This is a genomic window from Nonomuraea sp. NPDC005692, from assembly GCF_040631115.1.
Taxonomy (GTDB): domain Bacteria; phylum Actinomycetota; class Actinomycetes; order Streptosporangiales; family Streptosporangiaceae; genus Nonomuraea.
Genome location: NZ_JBEXYU010000016.1, coordinates 202,229 through 214,747 on the forward strand (window position 1 = coordinate 202,229; position 12,519 = coordinate 214,747).

Here is a 12,519-nt window from a genome sequence, read left to right on the forward strand (position 1 = left end):
CGCCCAACGGCGGGCCAAGCCCGGTCCTAGACCCCGAGCAGGTCGGTGAGGTCGTCGGCGTGCTCCTCCTCCTCTTCCAGGATCGACTCCATGAGCCGGCGGGTGGTCGGGTCGCCCTCGCCGAGCCAGCGGATGATCTCCTGGTAGGTGGAGATGACGATGCGCTCGGCCCACAGGTTGGCCTCCAGCAGCGCCTTCAGGTCGGTGTCGGCGGGCACCTGGTAGTCGGTGTGCGAGCGCTGGACGAGCTTGGCCGGGTCGAAGTCGGGCTCGCCGCCGAGCTGGCTGACGCGTTCGGCGGCGCGCAGCGCGTGGTCGAGCTCCTCCTTGGCGTGCTCGGTGAACTCCGCCGCCACCTGCGCGCGGTCGATGCCCTTGGCCGAGATGGCGTGCCTGGTGTACCTGAGCCAGCACACCACCTCGGTGGCGATCACGTCGTTGAGGATCTCGATGACCTTCTCCGGGTCGCGGCCGAAGGTCTGCGTGATCGGGCCCTCGTCCATCTTCTGCCGCACCTGCTCGCGGATCCTGGTGACGTCGAGCACGAAGTCGTCCGTCTGCGTCATGATGTGTCCTTCCCCCGGCGATTTCCCCTGGTCAACGGTAACTTCGCCGGAGCCTGCGCCGGGGTTGCGACACGGGCGGACCGCAGGCGGGGCGCCAGCGCGAGCGTGACCGCCGCCGACGCCGCGGCCAGCACGGCCATGGCCGTGCCGGGCGAGGTGTGCTCGGCCAGGGCGCCGGCGAGCGCGGCGGCCAGCCCCTGCATGGCGACCATGCCGGAGGAGTGCAGCCCGAGCGCGTGCCCGCTCAGCTCGGGGGGCGTGAGCGCCATGAGCCGCTCCTGCAGCAGCAGGGTGGCGGCGAACCCTGCCGAGGCGAGCGCCACCAGCACCGGCCACGGGTGGGCCACGAACACCAGGTACGGCAGCGCGAGCAGCAGGTACAGCGGCGTGACCAGCCGCGCCCGCCAGTGCGGCGGCACGTACCGGCCGACCAGCACGTCACCGGCGAGCATCCCGGTGGCGGCGCAGGCGAACAGCAGCCCGGCCCGGTCCGGCGCGAGCGGCACGAACAACGACTCGCAGCCGACGATCAGGCCGTTGGGCAGCCAGAGGGCCAGGTAGACGTGCCGGCGCGGCCGATCGGACCACAGGCGGGCGTTGTCGCGCCAGGTCTCGGCGGGTGAGGGCCGTCCGGACGCGCGCGGCCGCCGCCGTCCGAGCCCCAGCCCGGCCAGCGCGGCGGCCAGGTGGAGGGCCGCCGCGACGAGCAGCGTCCCGCGCGGCGACAGGACGGTCACCAGCACGCCGCCCGCGCCGAACCCGGCGATCTGCACGATCCCGGAGGACATGTTGAGCATCGACCGGCCGAGCAGGTACCCGTCCCGGTCGAGCAGCTCGTTCAGCAGCCCGTACCGGACGCCGCCGCCGAGCGCGGACAGCGCGCCGAGTGCCAGCACGACGGCGAGCATGCCCCACACCGGCAGGCCGGGCAGGGCCAGGAAGGCGGCGCCGAGCGCGGCCGCCAGCGCCAGCCCGGACAGGGCGGCCCGCGGCGGCAGCCGGTCGGCCGCCGACAGCAGCGTGGCCGCGCCCACCACCTGGGCGAGCGCCGGGCCGAACATGGCCAGCCCGGACAGCAGCGGCGATCCGGTGTCGGCGTAGACGAGGGTGCCGAGGGCCAGCCCGCTGACCGTCTGCCCGGCCACCTGCCCGGACGAGACCAGGAAGAGCGGGGTGAATCCGGACCTGCCGAACAGGTCCCGGTACGTGCGCATGGGACGGCAGTCTTCGCGACCGGCGGCGGCAGGCGTTACTGTTTCGCCCACCCGCGAAACAACGCGGGGGCGGGGAGGACGTGGTGGGTTTCTGGCAGGTCGACGCGGACACGCTCGCGGACGGCCGGTTCGTCCTGTCGCCGCTGGCCGAGACGATCGCCGCGCTGAAGACGCTGGACCGCGCCGTCGCCGCCCATCCCGGAGAGGACGCCTGGCTGGCCGCCCACCTGCCCGCCTACCGCGCCGAGCAGGCCGCCGACCCGGTCACGGCGCTGCTCGTCCGCGCCGCGCTGGGCCGTACGTGGAACGCGACCTTCCTCACGCCCACGCCCGAGGGAGAGGGCGAGGCCGCCTTCGAGGAGGAGGTGGCGAGCGTCCGCGACACCCCGCCCGAGCAGGCGCGCGCGGACCTGGTCGAGTCGCTGGGCGGCCCGGTGCCCGCCGCGCTGCGCCGCGACGACCTGCCCGGACGCATGGCCGCCCGGCTGGAGTGGGTGTGGCGCGAGACCGTGCTGCCGACCTGGCCGCGGCGCCGCCGGATCATCGAGGCCGACGTCACGGCCCGCGCCGCGCGGCTGGGCCGGGGCGGCTGGGCGGCGGCGCTGGACGGCATGCGTCCCGGCCTGCGCTGGCTCGGCGACGGACGGCTGCAGATCAACGCCCACGACCACCCGCCGCGGGACCTGGCGGGCGCCCGGCTGATGTTCGTGCCGGTCACGCCGCGGCAGGGCTGGGTGAGCTGGCACGGCTCCCGCCGCTGCGCGATCGTCTACCCGTGCTCGGGGCCGCTGGCCGACGTCGGCCCGCCGCCTACGCCGCAGGCGCTGGGCAGGCTGCTGGGCGGGGCGCGGGCGGGCGTGCTGGTGCTGCTGGACACCCCGAAGAGCACCACGCAGCTCGTCGCGCTCACCGGCCAGGGCCTGGGCTCGGTGGGCCGCCATCTCAAGGTGCTGCTCGATGCAGGGCTGGTCGGCCGCGTCCGGGCGGGCCGTTCGGTGCTCTACGGCCGTACGTCCGTCGGCGAAGACCTCGTACGGGCACAAACCAACTGACCGCGCCCGCCCCTCGCTGCCACAATGGGATCTCGATGGACGAACGACGCATGATCCGCATCTCCAAGTACCTGGCCAGGCACCTGCGCCACGACCCGCAGCGCATCGGGCTCACCCTCGACCCGGCCGGCTGGGTCGCCGTCGACGACCTGCTCGCCGCCGCCGCGGCGCACGACTTCCCGATCACCCCCGACGAGCTGCGCCAGGTCGTGGAGACCAACGACAAGCGGCGCTACGCCATCGAGGACGGCAGGATCCGCGCCAGCCAGGGCCACTCCGTGCCGGTGGAGCTCGGCCTGCCCGCCGTGGAGCCGCCCGCGTACCTCTACCACGGGACGGTGGCGCGCAACCTGGACGCGATCCGCCGGGAGGGCCTGCGGCCGATGAGCCGCCACCACGTGCACCTGTCCCCCGACCGGGAGACCGCCGTCCGGGTGGGCGCGCGCAGGGGCAGGCCGGTGGTGCTGGCGGTCGCCGCCGGGGACATGCACGTCGCCGGTCACCTCTTCCTGCGCAGCGCCAACGGCGTCTGGCTCACCGCCCACGTCCCACCGGGCTACCTGCGCCTCCCCTCCTGACCCTCCCCGGCGCGTCACCGTCCCAGCTCTCGTGGCGGACGAACACGCCGACGTCCCAGATGCCCGGCCGGCGGGGACGGAGATCCTGGGCGGCCTCGACGTCCGCGGACGCGTGGAAACGGCACACCTCGATGCCGTCGGAGCGCTCAGCGAGGATCTTTTCCATGACGGCGTTCCTTCAGTTCCAGGGCAGCGCGGCCCGCTTCCCGGGCTGCGGGAAGCGGGCCGCGGCGGCGGCTATTTCAGTCGCATGTAGAACTTGTCCTGCCGAAGGATTCGGTTGTTGCTGTACCAGGCCTGCAGCATCGCGCCATAGCCCAGCTTCTGTTCCTTGCCGAGGATCTGCACCGAGAAATTGTGTTCCGGTTTCGCGTAAGCGGCTCCCTGCATTGTCGAGGCGAAGGGGAACTCATCGCATTCGGCGTCCTCGGGGGCGAGTTGCTCCTTGCCGAACTCGAACTCGCACGTTTTACCGGCGAATCGACGGTTGGCGTCGACCTGCGGCGAGTATCGCACGCGGGACAACGGGTTCTGCGGCGTCCCGCCCGGAATGCTCTTCGCCTGGCGCAGGTCCGGGAAGGTGACGCCGCCGGGCACCGGATTGGTGAAGGAATCAGGCGTCAGCGCGCGCTTGATGTGGTCGTAGATCTGGTCGACCGCCACGCCCTTGTCGTTCTTGTCGTCCTTCGCGAAGGACTGCGCGGGAATGGCGTCCATGACCACGCATCCGCCCACGGAATTACCCTGCGCGTCCTTGTTGTGCCAGTTGACGAGTGGTGACGTGTCACACCTGACCGTGAAGGACCGGAAGCCGGGCGCGGCCCGCTTGCCCTGGTGGTCGTGCGCGAGGGCGGGGGTCAGCGTGCAGGAGCCGATCTTGTGTTCGCCGTCCGCGCGGTCGGTACGGAAACGTTCAGTGATCTGCCACTCCTGGCTCGCGTTGTTCCATTGCGAGGGAGTGGCCCACTTCGTCCCGGTCCTGGAGACGAGTTGGCAGGCACCGGCTCCCGGCCCGGGGTCGCTCACCTCGGTCCAGAACGCGTGCGGAGCCGTCGCGAGGGCGCCGAAGCCTCCCGCGTCGACCCAGACGCGGGTCGTGACCTCGAACTCCCGGCCGGTCTGGTCCGTCGAGATCCGTACCAGCCGCTTGCCCTGCACCTTGGTCAGCACCTGCTCCTGACCGTCCGGGTATTTCGCGGTGATCCGGCTCACCCAGGGCCCCTTGTTGCAGTAGGCGAAACGGTTCTTGGTGTAACCGTTCCAGGACTCGGTGGTGGCGCCCGCCTGGCATTCGGTGAAGGTGACGTCCTGGGCGATGTCCTTGTCGGTGGGCAGGTATTTCTTGATGCTCGCCGCGTCCGCCACCGCGGTGGCGGCGAGCTCGGACCCGCCCGCGGTCTCGGCCACCGTGAACGGCTGCCAGTCCGACCAGGCGCCCACGGCTCCCGCCAGTGACACCCGGGCCCGCCAGCGCACCTGCCAGCCGTCACGCAGCTTGCCCGCGGGCACCTGGATGCCGGTGATCGCCGGGGAGCCGTTCGCGCCGGCCTGCGCCCTGCCCGTCCAGATCACGCCCTTGCCCTGACGCGCCGAGGCGTGCTCGACCTGGACCTCCGCCGAAGCGTGCCGACCTGCCGGGCGGGGGACGTTGACCAGCAAGGAAGGTTGCGTCGTCGAGACGATCAGGCGTCCCGACGACTCCTTGGCACCGCGTACGCGCAGCTTGCCGGCCGCCAGGGCGCCGGGCGCGGCCTTCTTGGCCGTCGCCCTCAGCGGGGCCCACTGGTAGTTGGTGAACCACCAGGGATAGGAGCCGATCATGATGTTGCCGGCCGCGTCCTTGGCCTCGCTCACCTCCGCCGTGTAGTAGCTGCCGAGCCCCTGGGAGGGCGTGAAGGTCAACGTCTTCCCGTCCGGGCTCATGCTGGACTGCCCCGCCACCTCCTGCTCGTCGAACAGGTCGGTCACCGAGAGCCGGGCGTTCGTGACGGGTTCGTTGAACCGCACGATCACCTTGGCGCCGGCCGGCACGTTCTCGGCGTCGTTGGCGGGTTGGACCTCGACGACCTCCGGGGGCGTGGTGTCGTCCCCGGGCGTGGGGGTCGGGGTCGGCGTGGGAGTCGGGGTCGGCGTGGGCGTCGGGGTCGGCGTGGGAGTGGGGGTCGGGGTCGTGGTGTCGAGGTAGGTCACGACCAGCGTGGGCGCCTGCCTGTCCGACCGCGAGGAGGCGAACCCCCGGTCGTACGCCGAGGCGGTGGACGACTCGTGGACGCCTCGGAGGAGAAGCCCATGGTTCGGCTGGCCCGAGCCCCACGCCTGCGCGATGCCCGTGACCGGCCACGTCCACGTGTCGCCTATGACCGGATCCTCGTTCCGGCAGGGCTGCGGGTCACGAGCGGTGGCCTGGTTCGCGGCCGTCACCGCAGGTTGCGCGCCCCAGCTCAGCGTGCCGGCGCCCCAGGCCCCGGTCACCTGCTGGGCGAGGATGCCGGCGCCGCTGTCGCCGCATCCGTACCCATAGACGTTCGACAGGCGCAGCTCCGCCGACTTGACCTGCTTGCCGGTGATGGCGGCGGAGTCGAACCGCAGGTAGGTCCGTTCCTTGACCGGGTTGTTGGGGCCGTCGTACAGGCCCGCCCACAGGTTGGCGCCGCTGTCGTCGAAGGCGCCCTCGCTGTCGATCGAGAGGTTCTCCTTCAGCGGGAGTTCGATCGTGCGTTCCTGACCGGGCCCCGGGTCGGTGCCTCCGCTGCCGAGCAGTTTCAGCTCGTCCGCGTACAACGTCGCCGCAGCGTCCTGATCGGCCTTGACCGACAGTTTCAGCTGCGCCGTCGCGGCCCCGGAGGGCGGTGGAACGGTCACGTCGACGGCGGTCCAGGTGTCGGCCGCCAGGGTGCGCTCGGCCGTGCTGGACTTGAGCAGGGTTCCGGCGGAGTCGAACCAGTCCACGCCCCAGGCGAGGGCGACGCCGCCGCCCTGCGGGTAGAACCAGCCGTTGGTCGCGTGCAGGGCGTTCGGACGGACCGCGATCCCGGTCTCGGAGCGGACCTCCGCCTGACCGCCCGCGGGCACGACCACCTTCGCCGACGCGGTCCCGCCACTCTCGTGTGCGCGGTCGGCCGACCGCTCCAAGGTGCCGCCGGTCGCCGTCCACGGCTGGAGGTCGCTCTCGAAGGACGGGTTGGCGTTGAGCACCTTGCCGGGCGCCGTCGGCGTCGGGTCGGGGTTGGGCGCGGGCGGCGTTCCCGGATCCTCGAAGACCGGGTCGAACCCCGCGACCAGTTCCTCGTCGGACAGGCCGCTCGGGTAGGACGCGTCCATCGCGTCGAGCTCGACGGTGCTGTTCCGGGCGATGGCCTCGTCCAGCGCCTTCTCCGGCGTGATCGCGCGGCCGGGCACCGTCTCCCCGTCGCGCATCGACGACGTCGCCCAGGCCTTGTCCTCCGCGAAGGAGCCGGCCGGAACCTCCTGGCCGCCGGGATAGTCGCGGACGATGGCGACCTCCTGCGGCTCAGGCGCCGGAGTGTATTGGATCATGAGGGTGGGCGGGTGGCGGTAGCCCGGGTAGGGGTCGCCGTTCTGCTCCTTGGAGTAGTACTGGCGCCAGTTGATCGCCGTGGTCTCGTTGACGGCCCGCAGCACCAGCCCGTGGTTGGCCACGCCCTGCTCGATCCAGGCGCTGGCCATGTTCGTGACGCGGTGGACCAGCGTCTCCTCCGTGGCGCACCAGGAGGTGGGGTCGGCATCGTAGTTGTAGCCGGCCTTGTTCACGCCCTCCAGGCTGCCGGCGGCCGTGGGCTGCCGGGACCAGCTCAAGGTGGAGGTGTCCCAGGCCGAGGTGACGAGGGCGGCCGCGATGCCCGACCCCATGGTGTCGCCGCACAGCTGGCCGCCGGGGCCGCCCGACTTGTAGTTCCACACCGACAGGTCGGCGTCCACCACGGTGGCGCCCCTGAGCACGGGGTCGTCGGTGTCGAACTTCAGGTACACGCGGGCGACGTCGGCGCTGGTGGAGGTGGTGCCGGCGCGTAGCCAGCCGGCCGCGGCGTTGTTGGTGCCGGGGTTGTTCTTGCTGACCCAGGCGTCGTCGGGCTCGCCGCCGCCGAACCAGTCGTCGGCCGCGGCGATCGTCACCGGGTAGGTCACCGCCGGATCGGCCAGGAACTTCTCGTCCGGCGTGAACACCAGCTCCGGCGTCGCGCCGGAGCTGTCCACCCGGGCCCGGACGGGGGCGGACCTGCCGGCGTCGGGCCCGGTCTCGACCTTGGCGTCCACGGCGGTCAGGACGACCGGCGCCGCCGCGGCCTTGCCCTTGGCGTCCTTGAGCTGCGGCTGCCCATCGGAGGTGGTGCCGAAGGCGGTGCCCTTGGGCAGGGTGAGCGGCAGCCGGACGGTCACCGGGCCGGCCGGCCGCTGCCGGAAGACCACCTGCGAGACGAAACCGTCAGGCTGGGCCTGCACCACCAGGTCGGCTCCGGCCGCGACGGCGTCGGGGTAGGTGACCGTGCTGCCGGAGACCTTCGGCTCCGGCAACGCCCGGGTGACGCGCAGCCCGGTCGCGCCCCGCTCGCCCTCCGCCGACACCAGCTGTCTGGCGCCGCGCCCGCCGAAGGTCAGCGGGGTCTTGACCCGGGCGGCCCGCAGCTTGCCGTCCCGGGTGACGATGCGGGTGTCGACGGGCTCCCAGGCGCCGCTGGCCGGGTTCTTGAGCTGGACGGGCCGGGTGTACAGCTCAGCCCGCATGTGCTTGCCGTCGGGGTTCGCCCAGACCTTCATGGTCTCGGTGAACTGGGACGGGACTTCAACAGGCTTGCCGGACTTGGCCGCCTGCTGCCAGGCGGCCTTGAGTGCCGGTTGCGGCGTGGTGGCCGATGGCGTCGCCGGAGGCGCCGAGGTGGGGGGCGACGTGGGGCCCTGGGCGATCGCGGGGGCGCTCAGGAGCGACAGCGGCAGCGTCAGAGTGGTGATCAGGGCAGCGCGACGGCGCGTCCGGTGGGAAAAGCCGGACGCTAATCGACGTGTGTTCACTCACAGCCTTTCGAACAGATGTCGGAAAACGCAGTGATCGTCACATGCGCGGGATTGAATGTAAAGATCGTTTCCAGTAACGGGAACGGGATGCTCCGTGATCGACCGAAGCCGCTCATTCTCCGACCCGGAAGAGCGTTGCAGGGACATCTCGATGAGTGATATGCATTTCGCGGCGACCGTTTAGGATCGGCCCCTACTCATGGTGTCGCGCCACACCTTCGAGCCTGGTTTTGCCGCCAGGAAAGAGCTTCGAAAACAGCCCCCGTTTTCGTCATCATGGCGATCGGAAACAAAGCACGGGCCGACGGGCGCCGCGCACGGCGGACGCTTTCTTCGCCGGCGATCCGGCAACTCGGCGGATGACGGAGGCGTACCGCGGAATTCGGCCGACGATCACTGCCCACGTCCCACCCGCCTGCCTGCGCGCCGGGCGAGAGGGGGGTTGGCTAGGCTGTGGGCCGGAGGATGATCACCCATGCGCGCACGCGATCTCGTCACGGAGTTCCCGGCGGTCACGCTGGACATGTCGGCGCTCGACGCCGCCCGGCTGCTGGCCGAGCGCGACCTGCCCGGCCTCATCGTGATCGGCGACGACGGCCGTCCCCACAGCATCCTCCCTGGGACGCAGGTGCTCCGGCTGGCTGTGCCGCCCTACTGCCAGGACGACCCGGCCCTGGCCCGGGTGGTGGACGAGGCCCACGCCGACCTGTTCCTGCGCCGGCTCGGCACGCGTACCGTCCGCGAGTGCCTTCCTGAGCAGCCGCGCGAGCTGCCGGTGGCGGACATGAAGGCCACGGTGCTCGAGCTGGCGGCGCTCATGGCCCGCACGCGCAGCCCGCTGGTGGCGATCGTGGAGGACGGCCGGGTCGCCGGAGCCGTCACCCTCCAGTCCCTCCTGGACCACGCGCTCGCCCTCTGACCACCTCTCCTGGGGCCGGTGACGCGCCGAGGGCAGCGGCGATCCCCGGCCGGGGGCGTCGTAGGCTGGTGCCCATGGGGAAGACCGCCGCCCGACAGCCCGTCCCCGCCCGGCGGGCCGACGCCGAACGCAACATCGCCGCCATCCTGGAGGCCGGGACACGGCTGCTCAGCGACGACCCGGGCGCGAGCGTGGCCGAGATCGCCAAGGCCGCGGGCGTCGGCCGGGTCACCCTGTACGGGCACTTCCCCTCCCGCGAGGCTCTGGTGGACGCCGTCCTCGACCACACCGTCGGGCTGGCCGACGCCGTCCTGGAGGGCGAGGCACTCGACACGGCTCCCGCGCCGGAGGCGATGGCCGGGCTGCTGCACTCGTCGTGGGAGATCCTCGACCGTCACCGGCGGCTCTTCGTGGCCGCCGACCGGGTGCTGCCCACCGAGCGCATCCGCGAGCACCACGACCGTCCGCTGCGCCGGGTGGAGCGCCTGATCGCCCGCGGCCAGGACGACGGGGACTTCCGCACCGACCTGCCGCTGGAGTGGCTGGTGACGACGTTCTTCGCGATCATCCACAGCGCGGCCCAGGAACGGGAGGCCGGCCGCCTGGCCGCCGAGGAGGTCGAGCCGGTCCTGATCCGCACCATGCTCTCCCTCCTCACCGCGCCCTCCCCGGCCTGACCGCCACCCTCCAGGCACTCCCCGTCCCCCCGCCGGTCTTCCGGCACGGCCTCACGCTCGGCTGCCCCGGCGTGGGCATTCAGCCCCCTTCTCCCAAGCCCGGCGCGACACCCTACCGGCGTACCGTTTTCTTTGTGCTTAACTTGAACACAAGTGTACGAGTTAAGGAGACACGAGATGACCCATCACGTCGGGACGCGGGCTTCCGCCCCCGCACAGAGCAAGGGCTGGGCGGTGCTGGCGTTGTTGTGCCTGGCGCAGTTCATGCTGATCATCGACATCACCGTCGTCCAGGTGGCCCTGCCCACCATCGGCGCCGACCTCGCACTCGGCCGGGAGGCGCTGACCTGGGTGGTGACCACGTACACCCTGTGCTTCGGCGGCCTGATGGTCCTCGGCGGGCGGCTCGCCGACGCGCTCGGCGCCCGCCGCACGCTCCTGGCCGGGCTGGCGCTGTTCACCGCGGCCTCCCTCGTCTGCGGCCTGGCCGACGACGGCGGCACGCTCATCGCCGGGCGGGCCGTCCAGGGGGTCGGTGCCGCGCTGATGTCCCCCGCGGCTCTGGCCGTCGTCACCACCGTCTTCCAGGGCGAGCGCCGGGCCCGCGCGCTCGCCGTGTGGGCGGCCATCGGCGGCTCGGGCGCGGCGATCGGCGTGCTGCTCGGCGGCGTCCTGACCGACGGCCCCGGCTGGACGTGGGTGTTCTTCGTGAACGTCCCCGTCGGCCTGCTGGTGCTGGCCGCCGTCCCCCGCGTCGTCCCCGCCCGCGCCGAGGACGGCGTCGAGGGCGGTATCGAGAACGAGGCCCGGCGCAGCGGTCGTGTCGACGTCGGCGGCGCGCTGCTCGTCACCCTGGCGACCGCCCTGCTGATCTACGGGCTCGTCTCCGCCGGCGACGGCGGCTGGGGCTCCGCGGGAACCGTGCTGCCGCTGGCCGGAGCGGCCCTGTCCTATGTCGCGTTCGTGCTGGTCGAGCGGTCGGTACGGGCGCCGCTCATGCGGGTCGAGACCCTGGCCAGGCGGCCTGTCGTCTCGGGCGCGTTCGTCATGCTGGTCGCCACCGGACTGATGCTGGGCCTGTTCTTCCTCAGCTCCCTCTACCTGCAGCACGTCCTGGGCTACAGCCCCCTGCGGACGGGGCTCACGTTCCTGCCCGTCGCCGTCGCCATCACGCTCGGCGCGCATCTCGGCGGCCGCCTCATCGGCAAGGTCGGGGGCCGGCCGGTGGCCGTGGCGTCGTTCCTGCTGACCGCCGCGGGGGCGGCGCTGATGACGCGGGTCTCCCCCGAGGCGGGCGCGTTCACCACCTTGGTGCCGGGGTTCGTGCTGGCCGCCGTGGGGATCGGGCCGGCGTTCGTGACCGCCACCACCACGACGATGGCCAACGTGCCGCCCGGCGAGAACGGCGTCGCCTCCGGGGTGATCAACACCTTCCACGAGCTGGGCGGCTCGATCGGGGTGGCGGTGGTCTCCACGGTCGCCGCGTCCAGCCTGGTGCCGGGCGCGGGCGCCGGCGGCTTCACCTCGGGGCTCGTGCTGTGCGCGGTCGTCGCGGGGGTGGCGGCGGTGATCTCGCTCGGCCTCGTCCCGCCCGGCAGGCCGGCGGGCGCGTTCGTCGGTCACGGTCACGGCCACTGACGGGATGTCCCCGGCGACCCCGGGAGGCTATTCTGCTTGCGTGACTGCTCCGCCCCCCGCGGGACGCGGCTTCTCGACACACCCGGCCTCCGCCGGGGCCGGTCATCACCGGGCGCCGGTCGGCGCCCCTCCTCCGCCGGTCGCGTCGCGTCCGAGGCGCGGTGGGCGACGGCGATGCCACCGCTGACGCTCCTGCGCCGGGAGCAGCCGGGCGTGACCGTGATCGTGGTGTCCGGCGAGCTCGACGCCACCAACCGCGCCCAGTTCGAGAGCTTCCTCAGAGACCGTCCGGAGCCCGGCCACCAGGTCGTGTTCGACCTGGCCCGGGTCCCGTTCGTGGACAGCTCGGGCCTGCACGTCCTGCTGGCCTTCGCCACCGACCAGCTCAGGCGGTCGGGCGCGGTGCGCCTGGCCGCCGTGCAGCCCCTGCCCGCCCGGCTGCTGGACATCACCGGGGTGCTCGGGCACGTCCCCGTGCACGACACCGTCGAGGAGGCGGTGGCCGCCGCCAGGGCCGCCGCGGAACGTTCCGTGTGACGGGCGGCGCGCGGGGGCAATCTCGGCTAACTTCGGGGCTAGCGCGCGTCTGGGCGCAGGCGGCTACTCTTCCGCTACCCAGGGTTGAAGTTCTTCCATGCCGGGCGAGCACGGAACGAGGAACACGACATGAGCGACCCCACGGTCGGCAACGCACGTTCGAGCGGGCGCGGCAAACGTGTCCGAGGCCCTTCCGAGGTCGGCGAGACCGAGCTGCGTCAGCTGCTCGGCGGGCTGACGGCGGTCCGTGACGGTGATTTCCGTACTCGTCTGCCCGAGGATGCCGACGGGTTGCTGGGTGAGATCG

Annotated in this window: 9 protein-coding genes; 6 read left to right on the forward strand and 3 right to left on the reverse strand. The window is 72.4% G+C overall.

Features of this window, described 5'->3' with window-relative positions:
- Nucleotides 1-26: 26 nt before the first annotated feature.
- Both ABZ459_RS29765 and ABZ459_RS29770 read right to left on the reverse strand, forming a co-directional pair.
- A complete protein-coding gene (locus ABZ459_RS29765; RefSeq protein ID WP_352351383.1) occupies nucleotides 27-566 on the reverse strand; it encodes a DUF892 family protein in 540 nt (179 codons plus the stop codon).
- Nucleotides 563-1,780 carry an MFS transporter gene (locus ABZ459_RS29770; protein ID WP_357977074.1) on the reverse strand — a complete coding sequence of 406 codons (1,218 nt, stop codon included), beginning with the start codon at nucleotides 1,778-1,780 and terminating at the stop codon, nucleotides 563-565. Before ABZ459_RS29770 ends, ABZ459_RS29765 begins: the two co-directional genes overlap by 4 nt.
- Nucleotides 1,781-1,863: 83 nt before the next feature.
- Here ABZ459_RS29770 and ABZ459_RS29775 point away from each other — a divergent pair, with 83 nt between their 5' ends.
- Together ABZ459_RS29775 and ABZ459_RS29780 are read left to right on the forward strand one after the other, a co-directional pair.
- Entirely contained in the window at nucleotides 1,864-2,832 is a 969-nt protein-coding gene (locus ABZ459_RS29775) for a helix-turn-helix domain-containing protein (RefSeq protein WP_357977077.1), read from the forward strand.
- A gap of 35 nt (nucleotides 2,833-2,867) precedes the next feature.
- On the forward strand, nucleotides 2,868-3,410 hold the full coding sequence (locus tag ABZ459_RS29780; RefSeq protein WP_357977080.1) for an RNA 2'-phosphotransferase: 543 nt from the start codon (nucleotides 2,868-2,870) through the stop codon (nucleotides 3,408-3,410).
- 237 nt (nucleotides 3,411-3,647) lie between these two features.
- Here ABZ459_RS29780 and ABZ459_RS29785 read toward each other — a convergent pair whose 3' ends face one another.
- Nucleotides 3,648-8,438: a DNRLRE domain-containing protein gene (locus ABZ459_RS29785; RefSeq protein ID WP_357977083.1), complete on the reverse strand. Its 4,791-nt coding sequence runs from the start codon at nucleotides 8,436-8,438 to the stop codon at nucleotides 3,648-3,650.
- Nucleotides 8,439-8,916: 478 nt separating this feature from the next.
- Here ABZ459_RS29785 and ABZ459_RS29790 point away from each other — a divergent pair, with 478 nt between their 5' ends.
- The 4 genes from ABZ459_RS29790 (at nucleotide 8,917) to ABZ459_RS29805 (ending at nucleotide 12,212) form a co-directional block, all read left to right on the forward strand.
- Nucleotides 8,917-9,360: a CBS domain-containing protein gene (locus tag ABZ459_RS29790; RefSeq protein WP_352329152.1), complete on the forward strand. Its 444-nt coding sequence runs from the start codon at nucleotides 8,917-8,919 to the stop codon at nucleotides 9,358-9,360.
- Between the two features lie 74 nt (nucleotides 9,361-9,434).
- Entirely contained in the window at nucleotides 9,435-10,037 is a 603-nt protein-coding gene (locus ABZ459_RS29795) for a TetR/AcrR family transcriptional regulator (RefSeq protein WP_357977086.1), read from the forward strand.
- Nucleotides 10,038-10,214: 177 nt separating this feature from the next.
- Nucleotides 10,215-11,675: an MFS transporter gene (locus tag ABZ459_RS29800; protein ID WP_357977089.1), complete on the forward strand. Its 1,461-nt coding sequence runs from the start codon at nucleotides 10,215-10,217 to the stop codon at nucleotides 11,673-11,675.
- 174 nt (nucleotides 11,676-11,849) lie between these two features.
- Nucleotides 11,850-12,212 (forward strand): STAS domain-containing protein, encoded by a 363-nt coding sequence (locus ABZ459_RS29805; protein ID WP_357977092.1) that lies wholly within the window; start codon nucleotides 11,850-11,852, stop codon nucleotides 12,210-12,212.
- The last annotated feature ends 307 nt before the right edge of the window (nucleotides 12,213-12,519 follow it).